19 protein-coding genes and 1 pseudogene are annotated in these 23,082 nt (G+C 69.0%); 9 read left to right on the top strand and 11 right to left on the bottom strand.

The features are described 5' to 3' along the window. Positions 1 to 6: 6 nt before the first annotated feature. The 8 genes from selD to JM664_RS14340 form a co-directional block, all read right to left on the bottom strand. Positions 7 to 2,160, bottom strand: coding sequence for a selenide, water dikinase SelD (selD, locus tag JM664_RS14375; RefSeq protein WP_227420611.1), 2,154 nt, complete (start codon positions 2,158 to 2,160; stop codon positions 7 to 9). A 58-nt stretch (positions 2,161 to 2,218) separates the two neighbouring features. Continuing rightward, positions 2,219 to 3,274: a lipocalin-like domain-containing protein gene (locus JM664_RS14370; protein WP_227420610.1), complete on the bottom strand. Its 1,056-nt coding sequence runs from the start codon at positions 3,272 to 3,274 to the stop codon at positions 2,219 to 2,221. Next, positions 3,264 to 5,669, bottom strand: a complete 2,406-nt coding sequence (locus JM664_RS14365) for an ABC transporter permease (protein ID WP_227420609.1) — start codon at positions 5,667 to 5,669, stop codon at positions 3,264 to 3,266. The genes JM664_RS14370 and JM664_RS14365 overlap by 11 nt, the downstream gene beginning before the upstream one ends. A gap of 10 nt (positions 5,670 to 5,679) precedes the next feature. Next, complete coding sequence (locus tag JM664_RS14360; RefSeq protein WP_227420608.1) at positions 5,680 to 6,363, bottom strand: ABC transporter ATP-binding protein; 684 nt, start codon at positions 6,361 to 6,363, stop codon at positions 5,680 to 5,682. Positions 6,364 to 6,497: 134 nt separating this feature from the next. Then, positions 6,498 to 7,541 (bottom strand): TRAP transporter substrate-binding protein, encoded by a 1,044-nt coding sequence (locus JM664_RS14355; protein ID WP_406675813.1) that lies wholly within the window; start codon positions 7,539 to 7,541, stop codon positions 6,498 to 6,500. A 25-nt stretch (positions 7,542 to 7,566) separates the two neighbouring features. Further along, positions 7,567 to 9,045 (bottom strand): TRAP transporter large permease, encoded by a 1,479-nt coding sequence (locus JM664_RS14350; RefSeq protein WP_227420606.1) that lies wholly within the window; start codon positions 9,043 to 9,045, stop codon positions 7,567 to 7,569. Then, positions 9,046 to 9,627 (bottom strand): TRAP transporter small permease, encoded by a 582-nt coding sequence (locus JM664_RS14345; protein ID WP_227420605.1) that lies wholly within the window; start codon positions 9,625 to 9,627, stop codon positions 9,046 to 9,048. A gap of 82 nt (positions 9,628 to 9,709) precedes the next feature. Next, positions 9,710 to 10,207: a flavin reductase family protein gene (locus tag JM664_RS14340; RefSeq protein WP_227420604.1), complete on the bottom strand. Its 498-nt coding sequence runs from the start codon at positions 10,205 to 10,207 to the stop codon at positions 9,710 to 9,712. Positions 10,208 to 10,353: 146 nt separating this feature from the next. Here JM664_RS14340 and JM664_RS14335 point away from each other — a divergent pair, with 146 nt between their 5' ends. From JM664_RS14335 to JM664_RS14305, 7 genes are all read left to right on the top strand, one after another. Next, positions 10,354 to 11,163: a bifunctional allantoicase/(S)-ureidoglycine aminohydrolase gene (locus JM664_RS14335; RefSeq protein ID WP_406675812.1), complete on the top strand. Its 810-nt coding sequence runs from the start codon at positions 10,354 to 10,356 to the stop codon at positions 11,161 to 11,163. A gap of 52 nt (positions 11,164 to 11,215) precedes the next feature. Further along, positions 11,216 to 12,730, top strand: a complete 1,515-nt coding sequence (locus JM664_RS14330; protein ID WP_227420602.1) for an acyl--CoA ligase — start codon at positions 11,216 to 11,218, stop codon at positions 12,728 to 12,730. After that, entirely contained in the window at positions 12,727 to 13,704 is a 978-nt protein-coding gene (locus JM664_RS14325) for a 2-dehydropantoate 2-reductase (RefSeq protein WP_227420601.1), read from the top strand. Before JM664_RS14330 ends, JM664_RS14325 begins: the two co-directional genes overlap by 4 nt. Positions 13,705 to 13,834: 130 nt before the next feature. Next, positions 13,835 to 14,521, top strand: coding sequence for a fumarylacetoacetate hydrolase family protein (locus JM664_RS14320; RefSeq protein WP_227420600.1), 687 nt, complete (start codon positions 13,835 to 13,837; stop codon positions 14,519 to 14,521). A gap of 201 nt (positions 14,522 to 14,722) precedes the next feature. Then, positions 14,723 to 17,179, top strand: coding sequence for an NAD-dependent epimerase/dehydratase family protein (locus tag JM664_RS14315; protein ID WP_227420599.1), 2,457 nt, complete (start codon positions 14,723 to 14,725; stop codon positions 17,177 to 17,179). 82 nt (positions 17,180 to 17,261) lie between these two features. Next, positions 17,262 to 18,239 carry a calcium/sodium antiporter gene (locus JM664_RS14310; protein ID WP_227420598.1) on the top strand — a complete coding sequence of 326 codons (978 nt, stop codon included), beginning with the start codon at positions 17,262 to 17,264 and terminating at the stop codon, positions 18,237 to 18,239. A gap of 21 nt (positions 18,240 to 18,260) precedes the next feature. Then, positions 18,261 to 19,223 (top strand): magnesium transporter CorA family protein, encoded by a 963-nt coding sequence (locus JM664_RS14305; protein WP_227420597.1) that lies wholly within the window; start codon positions 18,261 to 18,263, stop codon positions 19,221 to 19,223. Positions 19,224 to 19,580: 357 nt separating this feature from the next. Here the strand turns inward: JM664_RS14305 and JM664_RS19035 are convergent. Continuing rightward, positions 19,581 to 19,700: pseudogene (locus JM664_RS19035) on the bottom strand (very short patch repair endonuclease); the annotation flags it as partial. 486 nt (positions 19,701 to 20,186) lie between these two features. On the opposite strand from JM664_RS19035, the gene JM664_RS18900 reads away from it, so the two are divergent. Beyond that, positions 20,187 to 20,495 carry an IS3 family transposase gene (locus JM664_RS18900; protein ID WP_227420596.1) on the top strand — a complete coding sequence of 103 codons (309 nt, stop codon included), beginning with the start codon at positions 20,187 to 20,189 and terminating at the stop codon, positions 20,493 to 20,495. Positions 20,496 to 20,863: 368 nt separating this feature from the next. Here JM664_RS18900 and ssb read toward each other — a convergent pair whose 3' ends face one another. Continuing rightward, on the bottom strand, positions 20,864 to 21,349 hold the full coding sequence (gene ssb / locus JM664_RS14290; protein ID WP_227420595.1) for a single-stranded DNA-binding protein: 486 nt from the start codon (positions 21,347 to 21,349) through the stop codon (positions 20,864 to 20,866). Between the two features lie 154 nt (positions 21,350 to 21,503). Here ssb and JM664_RS14285 point away from each other — a divergent pair, with 154 nt between their 5' ends. Beyond that, complete coding sequence (locus JM664_RS14285; protein ID WP_227420594.1) at positions 21,504 to 22,085, top strand: lytic transglycosylase domain-containing protein; 582 nt, start codon at positions 21,504 to 21,506, stop codon at positions 22,083 to 22,085. On the opposite strand, the gene JM664_RS14280 is transcribed toward JM664_RS14285, so the two are convergent. Beyond that, positions 22,082 to 22,933: a DUF1206 domain-containing protein gene (locus JM664_RS14280; RefSeq protein WP_227420593.1), complete on the bottom strand. Its 852-nt coding sequence runs from the start codon at positions 22,931 to 22,933 to the stop codon at positions 22,082 to 22,084. The two genes, JM664_RS14285 and JM664_RS14280, sit on opposite strands and share 4 nt — an antisense overlap. Between the last annotated feature and the right edge of the window lie 149 nt (positions 22,934 to 23,082).

The following is a 23,082-nucleotide window of genomic DNA, read 5'->3' as shown; positions in this document are numbered from 1 at the left end:
GCGGCGTCAGTCCACGCGGAGCGACGGCGGACCCGAGATGACCTCCCCCACGCGAGCGGCCGAGTAGCCCGCCTTCGTCAGCCGCGAAAGGATGTCATCCGCCAGGGTGGCGGGCACCGCTGCGAGGAGGCCCCCCGCCGTCTGCGGGTCGTAGAGCAGCGCTTCGCGCGGGTCCGTCGGCTCGGCGGCGCCGGCATGACGAAGGTTGTCGGCAAAAATGGTCGAGCGTACCCCGCGCGCCGCGAGGTCGAGCGCCCCCGCCATCGCCGGCACCGCGTCCAGTCGCAGACGCACCGCCACACCAGATGCGCGGGCGATGTTCATCAGGTGCCCGGCCAGGCCGAAGCCGGTGACGTCGGTCATCGCACGCGCGCCGGCCAAAATGTCCGCGGCCGCCCCCTGCGGGCGCTGCATTTCTGTCAGACAGGCGGCGACCCACGGCCCCCGCGCCTCGAGTGCCATCTCGGCGGCGAGGATCGTGCCCGAGCCGATCGGCTTGGTCAGGATCAGGACGTCGCCCGGCTGCGCTCCGGCCAGCGTCAGCGGCTCGCTATCGCAGAGGCCGGTCACGGTGAACCCTAGCGTCAGCTCGGAGCCGAGCGATGTATGGCCGCCGACGATGGCGGCTCCCTCGGCCGAGCACACCTCGGTCGCGGCGGCCATGATCTCGCCCAGCCAAGCCTCCTGCAGCGCTGTGCTCATCCGGGGCAGGACGATCATGGCCAGCGCCGCCTGCGGCTTCGCCCCCATCGCCCAGATGTCGCCCATGGCGTGGATCGCAGCGATGCGCGTCATCGTCCACGGGTCCTCGGTGAAGGCGCGCAGATGGTCGGTCGTCACGACCTGCCGTATGCGGCCAATCCGCAGGATCGCGGCGTCGTCCCCCGACAGGCTCTCCACGTCGTCACGCGGAAACGCGGGAAGCGTGGAAAGCGCACGCGAGAGCGCGTCGCCGCCGACCTTCGCGCCGCAGCCGCCGCACATCGGCTTCTGGTCAAGCGCCTCGGCCACGCCGCGTGCCATTTCCGTTGGCAGGGGCGGCTGCGCCATCGGCTTCAGGTCTTCGAGTCCGTGCATGAAGCGCCGGTCGATGCGGTCCTTCCACCGCCAGAGCGCCGGCGCGGCGGCTGACATCTTCCACTTCTCCGCCAGCGCCGCCTGACGGCCCAGCGAGATCAGCCGGAGGTAGTCACGCTGCGGCCGGTAGCGGCGGCGCGTCCGTCCGGTCAGCTCCGCACGCAGGTTCGCCGTCAGGATTGGCGCCTCGCGCACCGCGTAGACGCCTGCCTTGGGCCGGGGCGCGTGCCGGAGGTGCGCGCAGTCGCCGACGGCGTAGAGCGCCGGATCGCTCACCGAGCGCAGCGTCTCGTCCACTGTCACGTAGCCGTCCGTCAGGTCCAGCCCCGTCTCCGCCAGCCAGCCGTAGGGCCGCGCGCCCGCCGCGCTTACGACCAGATCCGCCGGTATCTCGCGGTCGCTGAGGTGCAGCGCGTCCGCCGACACGGCCTTGACCTTGGCGTGGTTCACCAGCTCCACCCCTAGCGCTGCCATCTGCGCGGCAAGCCGGCGCGCCGCGGCGGGCGAGATGCCCGTCGGACCCTCGCCCGCCTCCACCACCGTCACCGATGGCCGCCGGTCCCGCAGGCGCCAGATCATGGCCATCGCGAGTTCGCAGCCAGCCACGCCGCCGCCGATGATCGCGATGCGCGGTTGCTCAGGCGGATTGGCGACAAGACGACCCCAGCGCCGCGCCAGCCGGTCGAGCGGCTTGGCGGACACCCCATGCTCGGCGAAGCCCTCCAGCTGCGGCAAGTCGGACGTCACCCCGATGTCGAGCGACGCGATATCGTGGGAGATCCAGCCGCGCCCGGCGACGTGTACCCGCCCGGCGCTGCGGTCGATCCCGTCGACGCGCCCGAGGATCAGCCGCGCCCCGGCGTGCCGCGCGAGACGGACGAGGTCGATCTCCAGCTCCTCGCGCCGGTAGTGCCCCGCGACGAAGCCCGGCAGCATGCCGGTGTAGGGCGCCGTCGACTCGGGATTGATCAGCGTCAGGCGTGCCCCGGGAAGCGGCCGCATTCCCCACTGCTTGAGCAGCAAGGCATGGGTGTGGCCGCCGCCGATCAGCACAACCTCCCGTGTCAGCGGCACCTGGTTCATCATGGCCTCCCGTCGGACCGCCGGTTCGTAGCGGCCAGCGCTGCCGGCGCCAAGCGCCTCACTCGTAGCCCGTCATCTCGAGATAGCCGCGGCCCTCGTGGCTCCCCATCACCGTCACCGGCCCTTCCCAGTAGGAGAAGGTGGTGCCCATCCAGCTCTGCGGGTTGAGCGCGCGCACTTCGACGTCGAGGTCGCGCGGCGGCAGGCGGAGGCGCCATGCGACGGGAATCTCGCGATCCTCCACGGTCGCTGTCTCCAGCGGCTCGGCCTCCAGCACGCCTTCCGGCAGCGGCGTGCCGGTGCCGTCCGGCGCGATCCATGTCGCCACCGCGTAGGGGGCGCCGTCGGTCTGGCGCATGAAGTAGCCCATCATCGCGGCTCCGTTCTCGAAGTGGAGCGAGAACCAGTCCCAGCCAGTCTGCCGGTCGCTCAGGGGCTGCGAGGACCATTCGCGGTCGAGCCAGGCGCGGCCTTCGACCTGCACCTCGCCCTCCGGCAGGGTCAGCGTCCCGCGTGCAAGGTAGGAGGGCTGGGAGTAGTAGTGGCTCGCCTGTCCCTCGTCGGACTTGACCGAGTAGCCATCGTCGCCGTGCAGCACCAGCGGCCCCTCCGCCTGCAGCTCCAGCCGGTAGGCGAAGTCGTCACCCGCCGCCGTCAGCGTGACATCGGAGATTGTCGGCCCCCACATCCGCCACTCGTCGATCCAGGCGTCGAATGGCGCGGCCTCCACGCCGGCCTGGCCGATGCCGCCGCGCGCGAAGCGCTCCGAAAAGAGATGCGTCTCGGGAGTGGTCACGGCGGCGTGTCCGAACCAGATCTGCGGGCTGGCCCACGCCTCGGCCTCGCCGGGACGGAGCGCGGTGCGGAAGAGCGTCCACTGGATGCCGTAGTTCGTGCCGTCGGGCCCCTCGAGGTTGGCGGTGACGTACCACCACTCGATGCGGAAGTCGGGATGCGGGCCGTGGTCAGCCGGGAACTCGAGGCGGTAGTCGGGGTGGGGCAGGGCAAAGCCCTCGGCGTCGCTCGCGAGGCCGGCGTAGCCTTGGCCAAAAGCTGCGTTCGCGGCGAAGAGCGCTAGGGCGACGGCGGCGCGGATGGTGTGATCAACGCTCATGGGCGAAGACCTTGACGAGGTCGGCCGGCGGCCGCGTTGCCAGCCGTCGCGCCGGCCAGAGCCCGGCCACGCCCGCGGCGAGGAGAGAGAGGAGCGCGAGGCGCGCCCAATCGGCGGGGAAAACGTGCATCGGCAGGCTCCAGCCGAACGCCTCGACGTTGATGACGGAGAGCAGCACCCAGGCCAGCATCAGCCCCACCGGCACCGCCGCACTGAAGGTCAGCGCCGCGAGCACCAGCGCGCGCGTCAGCTCCAGCGCCGCGAGGTGGCGTCGCGTCAGGCCAAGCGCCCAGACCGGGGCGAGCTGCGGCAGCCTGAGCGTGGCGAGCGTCAGGAGCGACGTCAGGATGGCGAAGCCCGCGACTGTCAGGGTCAGCACGTTGAGCGCCGCGGTGACAGCGAATGTCCGCTCGAAGATGTCGAGCGAAAGCCGCTTGAGCGCCGCCTGGTCGACGATCTGGTCCGGCGAGAGGCTAAAATCGTCCACCAGCGCGGTCCGCAGCGCCTCGGCCCGCTCGGGCGCGATCCTCACGCCGTAGTCGCCGCGCCGGTAGTCGGGAAAGCGGTCGTAGAGCTCGTCGAGGCCGATCAGGACCTGCGCCGCCGGGTTGCCGTAGTCCGAATAGATCCCGCCGACGCGCGTGCGCCAGCCGTCCGGCAGGTCCAGCGGATCGCCCGGTCGCAGCCCCTCGCGCCGCGCCAGCTGCTCGTTGACGAGCACCGCGTTGCCGGCGGCCACGGCGTCCCAGACCTCCGGCTCGGCCGCTAGCAGGGGCCAGTTGTCGCGGTAGGTCGGGTGGTCGGCCACGCCGTAGATTTCAGCCGGCGCTCCGGCGACACGCTGGTCAGTCCGGGCGATGGGGAGGACGGCGTCCGCCCGCGCCTCGAGCCAGGGAACCAGCCGCGCCGCCTCGTCGTCGTCGCGCGCGGTCACGTAGAGCTCGGAGGCGAGGCGCTGGTCGAGCCAGCCGGTGAAGGTCAGGCGGAACGAGTCGACCATCGTGCCGACGCCGATGTTCGCCGCCAGCGCAAGCAGGAGCGACATCAGCGCGAGGCTGAGGCCCGGAAGCTGCTGTCGGGTGTCGGCCCAGAACCACTCGGCCAGCGCGCCACGAGCAAGGCGCTGTCCGCCGGCGAGGCAGGCCGCGAGCCAGAGTGGGAGAAGGAGGGCTGCCGCTAGAAGGAGCGCGCCGAGCATCAGAAAGCCCGCCACGAGGCCGGAGCCCGCCACCGCGAGCACGACGGCGGCGAGGGCGAGAAGCGCCGCCGCGGCCCCCTGCAGACGCCGGGTCCGCGCCGATGCCAGTGCCCAGGCACGTGGCTGCGCCGGTGCCAGCGCCGGCAGCCGTGCAACCTTCCAGAGCGCGCCGGAGGCGGCGACGGCGGTGCCGAGGACGGCGATCGCAATGCCCGCCGCCCACCATGCCGGCCGCAGCGTCAGCGACCCCTCGATGGTGGCGCCGTAGAGCCCCCTAAGCGTGGCCGCGACGTCCGGCAGGAGCGCGGCGGCGATGAGGCCGCCGAGCCCCATCCCGATGGCTCCGGCCGCGAGCGAGAGGATCAGGAGCTCGACCGCGAGCAGCGTGACGAGGCTGCGCGCCGTGAGGCCCAGGGCGCGCAGCGTGCGGAAGGTCGGGCGGCGCTGCTCAAATGCGAGGCCCACGGCGCCGTTGACGATGAAGAGCCCGACCACGAAGGAGAGCAGACCGAACGCCGTCAGGTTGAGGTGAAAGCTGTCGGTCAGGCGCGCCACGCCGCCCTGCCTGTCCGGCGCGCGCTCTTCGAGGTCGGGTGCGATCTCCGAGAGCGGTGGGCGGCCGAGCGGCTGGTCGGGCAGCACCAGAAGACGGTCGATCCGCGCCTCGCCCAGCACGCGCTGCGCGACGCCGATGTCTGCGAGGGCAAGCCCCGGCGCCACGCCCTCGACCGCAACGACCGGCGGCAGGTCCGGCGACGCGAGGCGCGCCGCGATCTCCGGCGCGGCGAAGAGCCGTCCGGACTCGCCCAGCGCATCGATCGGCTCCACGTCCCCCGCCAAATCGCCCTCCAGCGCAGGGGGCGGGGCCGTCAGGAGGTCGACGCCAAGGAGCCGGACCTCGCCGCCCGTCATGCGCAGCGTGCCCTCGACCACCGGAGTCACAAGCCAGCCCGCGCGGCGCAGCGCGACGTAGGTGTCGAGCGGGATGGCTGCGCCGCGGGCCTGGTGGAGCGACGGCAATCCGTCGCCGCCGATCGCGCGGGCCGCGGCATCGTAGCTCGCCCGCGCCTCGGCGTTGATCGCCTGCACGCCGGACCAGAGCGCGGTGGCGAGCGACAGGCCGAGGATCAGCGTCGCGAGCTGGACCGGGTGCCGACGCCAGTGAGACAGGATCGCCGTAAGACCGGCAGCTTTCATCGCGATGCTCTCACTCCGCCGCTCGGCGCTCGATCCGAGTGGCGACGCGGCCGTGCGCCAGGTGCAGGCGACGCTCAAGTCGTGCAGCGAGGCGTTTGGAGTGGGTGACCATGAGCAGCGCCGCGCTTGCGTCAGTCACAAGTTCGAGCATGAGGTCGAGGACGCGGGCGCCGGTCTCCTCGTCGAGATTTCCGGTGGGCTCGTCGGCGAGGACCAGACGCGGCCGGCCGGCGAGGGCGCGGCCAATGGCCACGCGCTGCTGTTGCCCTCCGGAGAGCTGCTCGGGGTATTTGGCGCGGTGGTCGACGAGGCCCAGCCGCTCGATGAGCCGCGCATCGGCCTCCGGGCTGTGCCGTCCGGCGAGGCGGGCCTGGAGTGCGACGTTCGCCGCGACGTCGAGCGAGGGGACGAGGTTGAACTGCTGGAACACGACGCCAACGTCGCGGCGTCGCAGCTTCGCGCGCTTGCGGTCGTTCATTGCGGCGACGTCGGCGCCGTCGAAAAGGATCTGGCCGCCGTCCGCCTCGTCGAGGCCGGCGACGAGGTGGAGGAGCGTGCTCTTGCCTGACCCGCTCTCGCCGGTCAGGGCGAGGGTCACGCCCGCCTCGAGGTCGAACGATACGCCGCGGAGCACGTCGACTGGGCGCTCGTCGCCGGGAAAGGTCTTGATGAGGTCGCGAACCTGAAGCAGCATTGCCGGAGACATAGGCTTGCGGCGCCGCGGAAACAGGCGGCAGGATCGTCAAGAGGGACGTACCGCCTCGGGCTGGGCCTGAGGGCCCCGCCGCTCGGCGGCACGGCGCCTTTCGGCGCGGCACCCGGAGGACGTCAGTTCAGCTCGGCAGCGTAGCCCGCGTCGATGTCCGCCTCGGCCGCGTCAACGGCTTCGCGCAGGGCCGTCAGCACCTCTTCGCCACCGTCGACGCTTTCGCTGAACCAGTCGTAGACTGGGGTGACGGCCTCGGCAAACGCCTGCATCTCCGCGGGCGAGGGGACGTAGATTTCGCCGCCGGCCTCGACGAAGTCGCGGTAGGCTTGGATCGACTTGCGCTTGGGCGAGGCGAAGGTCGCCTGCTGGAGCTGGGTGAAGCCGTCGACGACGACACGCCGCAGATCCTCGGGCAGCGACAGGAACGCGTCGTTATTCATCACCCAGATCGCCGCCATGTAGGCGTGCCCGTCGAGCGTGAGGTAGGTCAGCCCGGCATCGGGGAACTTCATGTTCATGATGTCGGTGATGCCGTTCTTGGTGCCCTCGACGACGCCGGTCTGGAGCGAGGTGAAGAGCTCGGGCCAGGAGATCGGGGTGGGCGAGCCGCCGAGCGTCTCGACAAGCTGCTGCGGCAGGTCGGCGACGACGGTGCGGATCTTCATGCCCTCAAGGTCGTCGGGCGAGTCGATGGTCCGCTGCGTGTTGGCGAAGTTGCGCCAGCCGCCGGTGTTGCCGATGGTCATGATCCGGATCGCGCCGCCCGAATCTTCTAGCGCCTTCTCGCGCAGGAGGCGGGTGAAGTCGCCGTCGGTCAGCACCGCCTCGGCCACGCGGTCATCGCGCATCACGTATGGCAGGTCGAAGACCTGGACGTAGGGAAAGATGCCCGCGGCGCCGCCGGAGGTGGTGACGAAGATGTCGATGGAGCCGTCGGCCACGCCCTGCAGGCACTCCGCCCCGCTCGCGCAGAGCTGGGTGCCGATGAAGAGCTCGACCTCGATGGCGCCGTTCGACGCCTTCTCGACGTAGTCCTTGAAGACCACGAGGCCGTCGTAGTCCTCGTCCTGCTCGTTGGAGTTGGCGGTGGCGCGCAGCGTGTATTCCTGCGCCGCGGCGGGCAGTGCGACGGCTGCGGCCAGCAGCAGTGCGGCGATCGTCATTCTCGGCATGGTTCTCCCTCTCGGTTCAGTTCACGAAGCCTGTCAGGCGCGGGATCGTCAAGGAGATCGCGGGCACGTAGGTGATCAGCAGGATCACGAGCACTTCGACCGCGAGGAAGGGAAGGATCGCGCGGCTGATCGTCTCGACCCGCTCGCCCGAGACCGAGGAGGCGACGAAAAGGACGAGGCCCATCGGCGGCGTGGCGAGGCCTACGGTCAGGTTGACCGACATGATCATCGCGAAGTGCACCGGGTGGACGCCGAGGTCGGTGAACATCGGGCCGAGGATCGGGCCGAGAATGATGATCGCCGGACCCGCATCGAGGAACATGCCGACCACGAAGAGCAGCAGGTTGATGAGGAAGAGGAGCGTCAGCGGGTTTTCCGAAAGGGAGAGGATGAAGTCCGCGAGGATCTCCGGTGCGTGGCTGAGGCTGACGACGGTCTTAAACGCGACCGCGGCGCCGACGAGCAGGAGCACAGTGGCCGACGCCATCGCCGAGCGGGCGAGGACGGGGCCGAGGTCGGACAGCGACATGGAGCGCAGGACGCCGAACGCGATGAGGAGCGCGTAGGCGACGGCGATGGCGCTGGCCTCGGTGGGAGTGAAGACGCCGAAGACGATACCGCCCAGGATGATGATCGGCGTCTGCATCGGCGCGACCGCTTTCTTGCAGACGGTGCAGAAGTCGGGGTCGACCCGGCGGCGCCAGGCCAGCAGCATCAGGTGCGCGGCAAGGAGGAAGGCGGCGAAGAGGACGAGGTCGAGTGCCGCGCTCTCGGGCAGGCCGACGAACGATGCGAGCCACAGCATCAGCCCGGCGATGTTCAGCCGGAGCAGCGCGAAGGAGATCCAGTGCTCGGTCCCGGAAAGCGGCTGCGTCTGGCGCACCACGCGCTCGGCCTGCGGCAGGCCGTAGCGGTCGGCCATCAGGCGCACCACGATCATCAGGCCCACGCCCACCAGAACGCCGGGCACGATACCGGCGAGAAAGAGCGCCGCGACGCTCTCGCCCATCACGTAGGCGTAGATGATCATGATGCCCGAGGGCGGAATGATCGGGCCGATCACCGAGGAGGCGGCGGTCACGGCGGCGGCGAAGCGACGGGTATAGCCCTGCTTCTCCATCGCCGGGATCAGGGTCGAGCCGAGGGCCGAGGTATCGGCCACGGCGGAGCCGGAGAGACCGGCGAAGAGGATCGACGACAGGATGTTGACGTGGGCGAGGCCACCGCGGAGGTGGCCCATAAAGGCCTGCGAGAAGTCTACCAGCCGCTCGGTGATGCCGCCGCGGTTCATGATCTCGCCCGCGAGCAGGAAGAACGGCAGCGCCATCAGCGGAAAGCTGTCCATCCCGTTGTAGAGATTGCGGTAGAGCAGGTTGATGTCGCGCTGGCTGCCGTCGAGCGCGAGCAGGAGGCCGGGTGCCGCCAGCAGGCCGAAGAAGACCGGCAGGCCCAGCATGAGGAACAGCAGGAAGAGCGGCAGGAACCAGATCAGCATCTATTCCGCTTCCGGCAGCGCCGCGTGGGCGAGGGGCTTCGGCTGGCCCCCGGCAAGGGTGACGAGGGCGCGCAGGATCAACTCCACGTTGACGATGGTCAGCAGCACCATGCCGGTCCAGATCGAGAGGTACATCCAGGCCAGCTTGAGCCGCACCGTCTCGCCGCCGAACCAGTCGAGCGGTAGGCGCAGTGAGGAGGAGGCGAAGAGCCAGCCCGAGTTGACGTGACGCCATCCGAACCAGACGGCGGTGACGAGGACGGCGAGCGAGATCAGGAGCAGCGTCAAAGCCAGCGCGGCGGCGGCCGGCCGCGGCAGCGCGCGCTCGACCATGTCGATGGCGACGAAGCCGCCCTGGCGGTAGGCCAGCGGCGCGATCAGCCCGGTCATCCAGAGCATGAGGAAGCGCGCGGCCTCGTCCGGCCAGGGCAGCGCGTCGCCGAGGACATAGCGAAAGAACACCTGCAGAAGGGTCACGATCACCATCAGCGCCAGTGCCGCGACGGCCAGCATGCGGCCCAGCGGCAGGACGGCATCGTTGAAGGCCTCGAGCGGCCAGAGCAGCGCCTTCAGGAGCGTCATCCTCCTCCTCCCCCGGGAACGAGCGGCCGCCCGGCGTCGGCACATTATCTTCCGCTGTGGGGCCGCGGCAAGCGCAGGGCGGTCAGACGTCAGGGGTGAAGCGGCCGTAGGAGCCATCTGCGAAGAGCAGCGGCCGCCCGCCCGGGCCGCGCGTGACCGACGTCACGAGGCCCACGACGATCGCGTGATCGCCGCCTTCGTGCACGGCGTGGCGGGTGCAGTCGAAGCGGGCTAGGCAGTCGCGCAGGACGGGGATGCCGTCCGGGGTGCGCATCCAGCGAATCTCGGTCCAGTCGTCGCCGGTGTGAGTGAAGCGCATGCAGGTTTCGACCTGCTCCTCCGACATGACGTGGATGGCGAAGCGTTCGGCGCCGGTGAAGGCGTCGAAGCGCGCCGAGCTGCGGGCGGGCGACCAGAGGACCAGGGGCGGGTCCAGCGAAACGCTGGCGAAGCTGTTGGCGGTGATGCCGAGGGGGCCCAGTTCGCTCTCGCAGGTCACGACCGTCACGCCCGTCGCGAAGCGGCCGAGCGCCCGACGCAGATCGCGTTGCGTCTCGGGTCCGGGTACGAATGCCTCCATGCGGACGAAGGGACCTCGCTTGCCTGTCGCCTGCCGGGGTTAGGAGCATGAATGGCGGGCGAGGTCCACCGTCGCGACGTCGCGTGGGTGGCCGCTGCGCCACGCTGCCCCTTGCGGCCGCGGGCCAGCGGCGTTTGATGACGCGCATGACAAGCTATGCCATACCGCCGGGCGGCCTGCCGGGACAGAGCGAACTGCTGACCGGCCGCGCGATCTTCACCGACGCCTACGCCGTGATACCGCGCGGCACGATGCGCGACATCGTGACCTCATTTCTTCCCGGCTGGCGGGGAACGCGGGCGTGGATCCTGGCGCGGCCGCTGAGCGGATTCGCCGAGACGTTCTCGTGGATCGTGCTGGACGTCGCCGCGCGGGGCGGGGCGGACGAGCCCGAGACGGATTCCGGTGCCGAGGCCGCGCTCTTCGTCGCCTCGGGGCGCATCGAGATCGAGGTCGGAGACGAGCGGCATGTGCTCGGCCCCGGGGGCTACGCCTACCTGCCGCCGCAATCGGGCTGGTCGCTACGGGCCGAGGCGCAGTCGGTCGTGCACTGGGTCCGCAAGCGCTGGCAGTCCGCGCCCGGCTACGCGCCGCCCGAGCACTTCGTCGCGGACGAGGCGGAGGTACCGCCGGACCCGATGCCGGACACCGAAGGCCGCTGGGCGACGCAGCGCTTCGTCGCGCCCGACGACCTGGCGCACGACATGCACCTCAACATCGTGACGTTCCAGCCCGGCGCCGTGATCCCCTTCGCCGAGACGCACGTGATGGAGCATGGGATCTACGTGCTGCAGGGCAAGGCGGTCTACCGGCTGAACGGCGACTGGGTCGAGGTCGAGGCGGGCGATTTCCTCTGGCTCCGCGCCTTCTGCCCGCAGGCCTGCTACGCCGGCGGACCGGAGCCGTTCCGCTATCTTCTCTACAAGGACGTCAATCGCCTGCCTTCGCTGGGCTGAGGCTGGTCCGTCCCCACGCGCCGCGCTATCAGGTCCGAAAGGGGAGGAACCGATGCCCGAGACATCGAGCGAGACGATCCGCGACCTGATCGCGGGACGCGAGGGGCCGGCGCTGCGGCAGCCAGGCCGGCCGGATCTGGATTATCCCGGCCTATTGGGTCTGGTCGACCGGACGGGGCGCCAGCTGGCCGGCCTCGGCCTCGGGCCAGGCGCGGACGTGGCGATCGTGCTGCCGAACGGACCCGAGATGGCGGCGGCGTTTATGGCGGTGGGCTCTCACGCCGTCGCCGCTCCGCTGAACCCGGCCTATACGGGCGACGAGTTCGCCTTCTACATGGAAGATCTCGGCGCGCGGCTGCTGATTGTGGCAGACGGCGTCGAGACCCCGGCGCGCGGCGCCGCCGCGCGGCTGGGCGTGCCTGTCGTCGCGCTGCGGACCGGCGAGCGGGCGGGAGACTTCACGCTGGTCGACGCGGACGGTGACGCGCTACCGGAGGCCGAGACGCGCACGAACGGACCCGACGACGTGGCCCTCGTGCTGCATACCTCGGGCACCACGTCGCGGCCGAAGATCGTGCCCCTGAGTTCAGCCAACGTCTGCGCCTCGGCGCGCAACATCGCGCGGACGCTGGAGCTTTCGCCGCAGGACCGATGCCTGAACGTCATGCCGCTCTTCCACATCCACGGGCTCATCGCGGCGGTACTGTCTTCGGTCAGCGCGGGCGCGGCAATCTCCTGCACCTCCGGCTTCGATGCGCTGAGGTTCTTCGGGTGGCTCGATGAGGTGAAGCCCACCTGGTACACTGCGGTCCCGACGATGCACCAGGCGATCCTGAGCCGCGCCGCCCGCAATGCCGAGATCGTCGGGCGCAATCGCCTGCGCTTCGTCCGATCGTCGTCCGCCTCGCTGCCGGTGCCGGTGTTCCGCAAGCTCGAGGAGACGTTCGGCTGCCCGGTGATCGAGGCCTACGGCATGACCGAGGCGGCGCACCAGATGGCGTCGAACCGGCTCGACCAGCAGAAGCCCGGAACTGTCGGAACCATGGGCGGTCCAGAGGTGGCGATCATGGGCGACGACGGGCGTCTGCTCGGCGCCGGCGAGGTCGGCGAGATCGTGATCCGGGGCCCGAACGTGACCGGCGGCTATCGCAACAACGACAAGGCCAACGCCGAGGCGTTCTCGGGCGGCTGGTTCCGCACCGGCGATCAGGGCGACATGGACGCGGACGGCTTCGTCACCATCCGCGGCCGGCTCAAGGAGATCATCAACCGCGGCGGCGAGAAGGTGAGCCCGCGCGAGGTCGACGACGTGCTGATGGAGCATCCGGCGGTGGCCCAGGTGGTGACCTTCGCCATGCCGCACGACAAGCTGGGCGAGGAGGTGGCTGCTGCGGTGGTGCCGGTCGACGGCCAGATCGTCGACCCGGTCGAGCTGCGCGAGTTCGCGGCGAAGTCTCTGGCGCCGTTCAAGGTGCCGCGCAAGGTGGTGGTGCTGGACGAGATCCCGAAAGGGCCGACGGGCAAGCTGCAACGTATAGGCCTTGCCGAAAAGCTGGGGCTGACATGAGAATCTGTGTCTTTGGAGCCGGCGCGATCGGCGGCTACATGGCGGTTCGGCTGGCCAACACCGGTCAGGACGTCTCGGTGGTGGCACGCGGACCGCACCTTGCGGCGATCCGCGAGAACGGCCTGCGCCTGAGGATCGGCGGCGCGGAGGAGGTGGCAAAGATCGCCGCCACCGATGACGCCGCCGAGCTCGGGCCGCAGGACTACCTCGTCATCACGCTCAAGGCGCATTCGGTGCCGCCGGTGGCAGACAAGCTCACGCCGCTGATCGGGCCGGAGACGACGGTCGTGACGGCGATGAACGGCGTGCCCTACTGGTATTTCCACGGCCTCGACGGCTGGGAGGGCAGGCGAGTCGAGGCGGTGGATCCCGGCGGCGCCGTCAGCCGCGCGCTACCGCCGGCGCAGGCGCTTGGCTGCGTCGTCTACCCCGCCTGCGAGGTCGACGAGCCGGGCGTGATCCGCCACGTCGACGGCGACCGCTTCACGCTGGGCGAACCCGACGGGTCGAAGTCGGAGCGCGCGACGGCATTGGGCGAGGCGATGCGCAAGGCGGGATTCAAGGCGCCGGTGAAGCCGCGCATCCGCGACGAGATCTGGGTGAAGCTCTGGGGCAACCTCGCCTTCAACCCGCTGAGCGCGCTGACCGGCGAGACGCTCGACGTGCTGGCGACGCAGGATGACCTGCGCAGCGTGGCTCGGGCGATGATGGTCGAGGGGCAGGCGGTGGGCGAGGCGCTCGGCACCCGCTTCGCCATCGACGTGGACCGGCGGATCGAGGGCGCGGCGGGCGTCGGCGCGCACAAGACCTCGATGTTGCAGGACCTCGAGCGCGGGCGGCCGATGGAAATCGATGCGCTGGTGACGGCGGTGTCGGAGCTGGGCCGCATCACCGACACGGCGACGCCCACGATCGACCTCGTTCTCGCGCTGGTGAAGGCGCGCGGCCGCACCGCAGGCTGCTACGAGCGCTGATCACGAAACCGCTCATGGCAGCGGGCGTACGTCGGCCCGGATGTGGGGCGGAGAGCTTGCGCAGTCGAGATTGATCCGCCGTCGCGGCCGGTCTAATCGATGCGCGATCAGGATTGGGAGGAGCCCCGAAGTGACCGAATTCGTCATCGACCCGCCGAAGCCCGTCGTCCTGCCCGTTGCAGGCACCGACAAGGTGTTCCCGGTGCGTCGCGTCTACTGCATCGGGCGGAACTACGCGGCCCACGCGGTCGAGATGGGGCACGACCCGGATCGTGAGCCACCATTCTTCTTCCAGAAGAACCCGGACAACCTCGATCCGTCCAGCGAGTTTCCCTATCCGGCCAAGACCGAGGACGTGCACCACGAGGTCGAGCTTGCGGTCGCGCTCAAGGCGGGCGGCACGAACATCGGGATCGACAAGGCGCTCGACCACGTCTTCGGCTACGCGATCTGCCTAGACATGACTCGGCGCGACCTGCAGGGCGAGGCAAAGAAGCTGGGCCGGCCCTGGGAGATCGGCAAGGCATTTGAGCGTTCGGCTCCGATCGGCCCGCTGCACACGGTCGACGCGGTCGGGCATCCGGCGGACGGCCGCATCGAGGTGAAGGTAGGTAGCGAGGTGAAGCAGGAGGGCGACCTCAACCAGATGATCTGGAAGGTGCCCGAAATGATCTCGTATCTCAGCGAATATTTCGAGCTGGCGCCCGGCGATGTGATCATGTCCGGCACGCCCGCGGGCGTCGGGCCGGTGAAGAAGGGCGACACGATGGTCGCCACCATCGAGGGGCTGGGCGAATTGACGGTCCGGGTGGTCTGATCCTGCCGGCACCGCCCGCTGCGGCGGGCGGTCCGCTCTCTCGGCGGATGGCGCTTCAGCCCTCCGCCACCCGACCGACGGGACCGCTTGCTGCGTCAGCGAGCCGCGCGCACGGCGCCGCGTCTGGAACCGCCGGCAATCGCGATGGACCCAGCCGCCGCCGCTGGCGTTGAGGCCCGAAGCATCCGGGGGCAAGAAGCTGTGGAGAAGCCTGTCGTTCTGATTACCGGCGCCGACGGCGAGATCGGCAGTCAGCTGACCCGGCGCCTGGCCGAGCGCTACGAGGTCATCGGCCTGAGCCTCGACAACGAGAAGGGCCTCGACCACATCATAGAGTGCGACCTGAGCGACGATCCCTCGGTCGAACTTGCGATGCGCAAGATCCGCGAGCGGGCGGGCGACCGGCTGGCGTCGGTTGTGCACCTCGCCGCCTACTTCGACTTCACAGGCGAGGAGAGCCCGCTCTACGAGGAGGTCAACGAGGAGGGGACGCGCCGCCTCCTGCGCGCGCTGCAGGACTTCGAGGTGGAGCAGTTCGTCTATGCGAGCACGATGCTGGTCCACCAGCCGGCCGCGCCCGGCGAGCGAATCGACGAGGACGCGCCGCTCGACCCTGGCTGGGCCTATCCGAAGTCGAAGGCGGCGACCGAGCAGGTTATCCGCGACGAGGCAAACGGTATCCCCTACGTGCTGCTGCGCCTTGCCGGTCTCTACGACGATAGGACCGCGGTCCCGACGCTCTCGCACCAGATCGCGCGGATCTGGGAGAGGCACATCAAGTCCCACGTCTATGCCGGTGATGCGCAGGCGGGTCAGGCCTTCATCCACCTCGAGGACATGCTCGACCTCTTCGAGCGCACCATCGACCAGCGCGACAAGCTGGGGGCGGAGACGGTACTGTTGGCGGGCGAGCCTGACACGATGAGCTATGAGGCCCTGCAGGACGAGCTGGGTCGACTGATCCACAACGAGGACCACTGGCGCACTGTCACCGTCCCGAAGCCGCTCGCGCGCTTCGGCGCGTGGCTCGAGACGAAGTCGGAACCTGTCGTGCCGGACGCTCTGGACCAGGGACAGAAGCCGTTCATCCGGCCCTTCATGATCGACCTCTCCAGCGACCACTATGCACTCGACATCAGCCGTGCGCGCGAGGCGCTGGACTGGGAGCCGACACATCGCATCGCCGAGGGGCTGAAGCCGCTGGTGCGCGCACTGAAGGACGATCCCCTCGGCTGGTACGAGGCGAACGGCATCCTGCCGCCGCCGTGGTTGAAAGCCGCCGCACGCCGGGTCGAGGATCCCGAGGCCCTGCGCGAGAGCTACGAGAGCCGCTATCGCGCGCAGCACCGCCGCAGCCTCTGGGCGCACTGGGCGAACGCGGGGCTTGGCGTCTGGCTGATCTGCTCGCCGCCGCTCCTTGGCTACGACGACGGCTGGATGATCGCGAGCTCCATCGTCTCCGGCGCGCTTCTGGTGGTGCTCGCGCTGCTGTCGCTCTCGTGGCAGATGGGCTGGGCTCGCTGGGCATCGGCCGTCGTCGGTCTCTGGGTGCTATTCGCGCCGCTCGTCTTCTGGACCGACAACACCGGCGCCTACCTCGACGGAACGCTGGTGGGACTGCTGGTGATGGCCTTTGCAGTGGGGACGCGGCCCGCGGTGGGGGTGTCACCCGTGGCGCTGGAGACCGGACCGACCATCCCCAAGGGCTGGGACTACTCGCCCTCGGACTGGTTCCAGCGCCTGCCGGTCATAATCCTGGCGATCGTGGGCCTCCTGATCTCGCGCTATCTCGCCGCCTATCAGCTTGAGACAATTCCCGGCGTGTGGGACCCGTTCTTCGGCTCCGATGAGCCGCTCAAGAACGGGACCGAAGCGATCATCACCTCGTCCGTGTCGGAGGCGTGGCCGGTGCCGGACGCGGGCATCGGTGCGGCCACCTACGCGCTGGAAATCGTGGTGGGGCTCATTGGCTCGGCGCGGCGGTGGCGGACGATGCCGTGGCTCGTGGTTCTCTTCGGCATCATGATCGTGCCTTTGGGCGCAGTCTCGATCTTCTTCATCGTGATCCAGCCGATCCAGATCGGCACCTACTGCACGCTCTGCCTGATCGCGGCGGCGGCGATGCTCTGGCAGATCCCGTTCTCGCTCGACGAGCTGGTGGCGACCTACCAGTTCCTGCGCCGGCGTCATCGGGCCGGGCAGCCGTGGCTGCGCGTCTTCTTCACCGGCGACACGGACGAGGGGCCGGACGACCGGCGGCTCGACGACTTCCAGCGGTCGCCGCGGGTCATCCTGCGCGAGATGCTAACGGGAGGCATGACGCTGCCGTGGTCGCTCGCGGCGTCGATGGGGATCGGCGTGCTCCTGATGCTGTCACCCCTCGTCTTCGGCTGGGGCAGCGGCGTTGCGGCCACGAACCACATCGTGGGGGCGCTGGTGCTGACGGTGTCCGTCGCCGCGCTGGCGCCGGTGGCGCGGCTGGCTCGTTTCCTCAACGCGCTGATGGGCGTCGTGCTGATCTTCGCGCCGATGGTGGCGGGGGCGAGCCTCTGGGGGCTGGCGTTCTCCGCGCTCTGCGGGATCGCCCTGATCGCGCTGGCGATCCCGCGCGGATCCGTCAACAACAGCTACGGCGATTGGGATCGACTGATCCGCTGACGCAGGCACGACGTCGGGCTAACGGGCTGCTGTCGTGATGCATTGCGCCGTCAGGCGCAGGGAGGCAAGGAAGCGAGGTGACATGATCTGGATCGAGCTCACCGCCGGACTGGTGCTGCTCCTCGGGGGCGGCGAGGCGCTGGTGCGAGGCAGCGTGTCCGCGGCGTCGCGGCTCGGCGTCTCCAAGCTGCTCATCGGCCTGACGCTGGTCGGATTTGGCACCTCCACACCCGAACTGGTGGCGAGCCTCGAGGCGGCGCTGTCGGGCTCGCCCGGCGTCGCGGCGGGCAACATCGTCGGCAGCAACATCGCAAACATCCTGCTGATCCTCGGTGTCTCCGCCGCGCTCCTGCCCATCGCCACCTCGCGCGACGCATTCCGCCGCGACGGGACGGTGCTGACGGCGGCGACGCTGCTGATGGTGGCGGTAATCCTCGGTGGCGAGATGGGGCGGCTGGTCGGCGGCATCTTCCTGATCCTGCTGCTCGGCTACACGCTCTTCAGTTACTTCAGCGAGACGCGCGCGCGAGACGCGGCGGGCGACGTGTACGAGGCCGAGGCGGACGAGGTCGCAGTTCCCGGGATGTCCCTCTGGGCGGGGCTCGCGCTCGCGGTCGCCGGCATCGCTGGCGTCATCTTCGGCGCGAGCTTGCTGGTCGGCTCCGCCATCGAGATCGCCCGCGGCGCCGGACTCTCCGAGGCGGTGATCGGCCTGACGCTGGTTGCGCTCGGAACGTCCCTGCCGGAACTCGTGACGTCCGTCATGGCCGCGGTCCGCCGGCATGGCGACGTGGCGTTCGGAAACATCGTCGGCAGCAACGTCTTCAACATCCTCGGCATCGCGGGGACCACCGCGCTTGTTTCGCCGTTCGCGGTGCCTCCCGAGATCGTGCGGTTCGACGTCTGGGTGATGCTGGCGGCGACGCTCCTGCTGGTCGTCTTCGCCATCACCGGATGGCGCGTCAGCCGCCGCGAGGGGGCGTTGTTCCTGTTGGCCTACGCCGCCTACATTTTCGTCCAGCTTTCGCCCGGTGCGCGCGCGGCGCTGGGGCTCTCCTGATATGACGGAGAAGCGACCCGGATGATCCGGACCTACAGCCTCGAGCAGGACCGCTGCCGCCTCGACGAAGGCGTGCAGGGCCTGGACGCGGCGTCGGGAATCGCTTGGATCGATGTGCTCCACCCCGATCCGGAGGAGGAGCGGGCGGTGGAGCGTGCGGTTGGCGTCGGTATCCCGACGCGCGAGGAGATGGCCGAGATCGAGGAGACGAGCCGCCTCTACCACGAGCAGGGTGCCGCCGTCATGATCGCGCCGCTCCTCGTGAAGGCGACGGGCGATTATCCCGAGACGACGGACGTCACCTTCGTTCTGACGGACCAGCACCTCGTCACTGTTCGCTATGGTGAGCCGCGCTCTCTCGCGATCTTCGCCGCGACGGCCCAGCGGCGGCCGGAGATTTGCGCAGGCCCGAACAGCATCTTCGTGGCGCTGCTCGACGCCGTGGTGGACCGGATCGCGGACGTGCTGGAGGAGGCGGGACGCGACCTCGACGCGCTGAGCCGCGAAACCTTCGCCAACGCCGGCGTCCAGCCCGACCTCCGTGCGGCAATGCGGCGGCTCGGCCGCGACGGCGAGATCGTGTCCAAGGCGCGCGAGAGCCTCGTCGGGCTGGCGCGGCTGTTGGCCTTCGCCGAGGCGCTGCCGTCACTCAGGGGCGACACGGACAACGCGCCAAGTCTCAGTGGCCTCGCGCGCGACGCGGAGGTGCTGCTGCAGCACGCGACGTCCCTAGCGGACAAGAGCACCTTCCTGCTCGACGCGCTGCTTGGGATGATCAACATCGAGCAGAATGCCATCATCAAGACGTTTTCGGTGGTGGCAGTGATGTTCCTGCCGCCGACGCTGATCGCCAGCATCTACGGCATGAACTTCGAGCATATGCCCGAGCTCGACTGGCGATTCGGCTATCCGCTGGCGCTGCTGGTCATGGTCGGATCGATGATCGCGCCATACCTGTTCTTCAAGAAGAAAGGCTGGATCTGATGCGGCCGCAGTTGGCTCAGAACAGAAAAACTGACGCATTGGCCGACCTGTGTGTGAGTGGATGGGACGCGAAACCCGAGGAGAATTGGGCGTGGGCGCGGTGTAATAGGCGGCAGGAAGTTCCGGAGGGCAAGATTTCCGGTCGTTTCGGCGAAAGAGCGCTGTGCGCTGAGGCCACCGGCGTTTTCGGCAGTACGGGACCCGGAGGGAACCGAAGCTGCCACTGAATTGAGGCCCTCCCGTTGCCGTCGTTTGCAAAGCGCGCCCTCCCACACGACGGCGACGCGCCAGCCGGCAGCAAGAAGCTCATCACGAAGCCTGGTGGTCCCGTGCAACGTTCTGCCGAAACTTCTCATGTCAGAAGGAGCGGCGGGTGCTCGGTGTCGTGGCCTTAGACCAGCCGCCGTGGCGATGCCTTAACCAACCATCGACGAAGATGACCGCGCGCCACTCCGACAGGACGATGTCGGGGCGACCCGGGAGATCGCTTGCTTAAAGACGAACGCGGAAGCCTCGGCGATGCAGGTGTGATCGAACGACGACGGACCGCTTTCTCGAGCTTTCTCGTCGAGTTGAGTGAAGATCGAAGTGGCTGTCACCAGTCGCGTCGACGGAGATACCCTCGCGAAGATCTGCTTCAGCGGCCTAATAGGAGGCGCGGGAGGATGTTCTGCATCAGGAGCGCAGCATCTTCAATACGGTCCGAGAAGCTTCGATTCGGTCTCGCACGATGTCGCGCATCCCGATGAATCGCAGGAGTGTGTGTCGTAGTTCGATCAGAGACTGGCCGCGTCGGGTGTATTGCGGGGTCGTTCTGGTTCGTGAATCTCTCCGTCAACGCCGAGGCGTGCTTCCACCTCAGGGTCGCTGTAGCCAGCGATTTCGCGGACCAGATGCTCGACGTGTCGGCGATGAAGGAGCTCCTGGAAAAGCGCTGGTGAGCCCGCGGAGCGGCGACGCGCCGTGGGCTATCTCATGACGGAGCTCGGCCTCAGCGGGCGACGCAGCTGCCGGATCGTTGGTCTGTCGCGATTGGTGCAGCAGTATCGGCCGACGCCAAAGTACGATGACGCCATGGTCGAGCGACTGAAGGAGCTGGCATCGGAGAACCGGCACTACGGCTACCTCCGGCTGCACGCAGTGCTGCGGCGGGAGGGCCAGGTGGTAAACCGCGAGCGGACCTACCGGCTCTACACCGACGGGCCTCCAGGTGCGGACAAGGAAGCGACTCAAGCTGCCGCGCCGGGATCAGTTCGCGCCGCAGGTGCCTAGAACGGCCGATGCAGCGCTGATCGCTCGACTTCATCGGCGACCAGCTCGTTGCTGCCGTTCGAAACTCAACCTCGGCCGGAGAATTCCAGTGAAGCCCGGCCCTGATCGCAGGCAGCGAAAAGATGAAAGTGAACGGTTGAGGGCGTATCAGGGATTGAGCCCTGCCTCGCGCAGGTGTACAAGCAATCCCGCTCTCCGGAGAATGGCTTCTGGCGGTGCCAGGACAGCGTCATGGAACGGGCCGACACGCCATCCAGACCGATGACGAGCGGGAAGCGCGTGACATCGTCTCTGTAGGGGAGAGCCCCCAAACTCGATGAGGGTTAGCGATCCTTCGCCGCGAAACGTCCGCTTCGGCTGCTGAACCGTTAGAACGGGATCTCGTCGTCCATGTCGCTGTAGCCGCCCGACTGACCGCCACCGCCGCTGCCGCCGCGATTGCCGTAGTCGCCGCCGGAGCGATCTTCCGGATAACCGCCGCCACCGCCACCGCCGCCTTCGCCGCGGCCGTCGAGGAGCGTCAGCTCGCCCTTGTAGGGGCGCAGGACGATCTCGGTGGTGTAACGGTCCTGGCCCGACTGGTCCTGCCATTTGCGCGTCTCGAGCTGGCCCTCGATGTAGACCTTCGAGCCCTTGCGCAGGTACTGCTCGGCGATTCGCGCCAGCGGCTCGGAGAAGATGGCGACCGAATGCCATTCGGTCCGCTCGCGACGCTCGCCGGTGTTACGGTCTTTCCAGTTCTCGGAGGTGGCGAGGCGCAGGTTGCAGACCTTGCCGCCATTCTGGAAGGTCCGCACCTCGGGGTCGCGACCGAGGTTGCCCACCAGTATGACCTTGTTCACCGAGCCCGCCATCGGCCGCTCCTTTCGTTCAGGATGTCCCGGACTGCCTAGTGCATCGCGCGGGCCGTCCGCAAGCGCCTGCGCGGCGGCGGCTGCAGGGACTGGATTTTCGCCGCCGCATCATCCTAGTCTGGCGCTCGGAACGGGACGACACCGGACGGGGGACATGCGGAGACTGTCGCTTGCGACCACGGTTGCCATCTGCGCGGCGTCGGCCGCCGTGGCCGACATCACGGTCGCATCGAAGAATCGCGCGCGCATCTTCGAGAACCAGACGGCGCTGCTCGACGGACGGGCTGCGCAGCAGTACGCCGGCTCGGTGCGGTTGCAGCCGCGGCGGGTGGAGATACCGGGCGTCGGCGCGCCAGCCTTCACCGGCGGCTACCGAGGTCCGTACCTGCAGATGGCGCGCGACGCGGCGCGGCGCCATGACGTGCCGGAGGATCTGTTCCTGAGGCTCGTCCAGCAGGAGAGCGGATGGAATCCAGATGCCGTCTCGCACAAGGGCGCCATTGGCCTAGCGCAGCTCATGCCGACCACGGCGGTTCGGCTGGGTGTCGACGCGCGCGATCCGCGGCAGAACCTAGAGGGCGGCGCACGTTACCTGCGGGGGCAGTACGAGACCTTCCGCTCGTGGCCGCTGGCGCTGGCGGCCTACAATGCGGGGCCGGGGGCCGTCACGCGCTACGGCGGCGTGCCGCCTTACCGCGAGACGCAGGGTTACGTGCGAGCGATCTGGGGTGACTAGGCCACTGACTCCGCCTTGTCCTTGAGCCTCGCCGCCAGCGTCTCGACGTCGTCGCCAGCGACCTTTGGCACGATGCGGTAGGCCGCATTCACGAAGCAGAAGATTGCAAAGCCGAGAAGGCCGATGCAGACGACGGCGACCAGGATCTGGCCGTAAGCTTGCTGCGACAGCCACTGGAACGCTTCGCCCACGCCGCCGGCTTCAGACGGATCGGCTTGCAGGGCGGCGTAGACGAAGAGCAGGCCGACGATCGCGATCACGACCCCCTGCGCGGCGACGCCCGCCTTGAGGACAACGTTCCAGCGCGTGGTGAAGCGGTTGGCGCGCAGGTGTCTGCGATATTTTTCCTTCCACGCCTTGTGCAGGTAGTAGACGCCCGCGCCGATCACGATCAGCCCGACCACCCCGACGATCCAGCGTCCGCCGGGAAGCCGCATGACCCAGCCGATCGCGCGCGGAATTGACGAGCCTTGGCCGCTTCCGCCGCCCCCGGTGAAGAGGAGCGAGAAGGCGAGTATGCCGATCGACAGGTGGGCCAGCCCGGTCACCACCATGCCTATGCGCGCGATGATACCCGTCCCGTCCGCGCCATAGGCTTCGAGGTCATAGAACGCGTCGAGCAGGCGCCAGACGGCGTAGGCCATCATCCCGATGAAGATCAGCAGCAGCACACCGTTGCCCCACCACGTCGTCTCGAGCTGCGACAGGGCCGAGGAGGTGCTCTCGGCCTGCCCGCCGCGCCAGATCGCGTAGAGCGAGAAGCCGGCCACAACGAGATACACGATGCCGCGGCCGGCGTAGCCGATGCGCATGACGGGCACCGCCCATGAAAGATCGTGTTGCGACATCGCTGCCTCCCTTCAGCATCAACGGCCGCACGCCACGGATGTTCCGCGGTACCTAGGGCCGGAACTGTCGGCTTCGGTGGTGTTGAGTGGTCGCGGGATGTGGTCTAGCTGATCCGATCGCCGTCTGCTGCCGTGCGCCAGCCAGACCG

The organism is Roseitranquillus sediminis, from assembly GCF_016918935.1.
Taxonomy (GTDB): domain Bacteria; phylum Pseudomonadota; class Alphaproteobacteria; order Rhodobacterales; family Rhodobacteraceae; genus Roseitranquillus; species Roseitranquillus sediminis.
The sequence above is the reverse complement of the archived record's forward strand: the minus strand, read 5'-3'. Positions and strand labels throughout refer to the sequence as shown.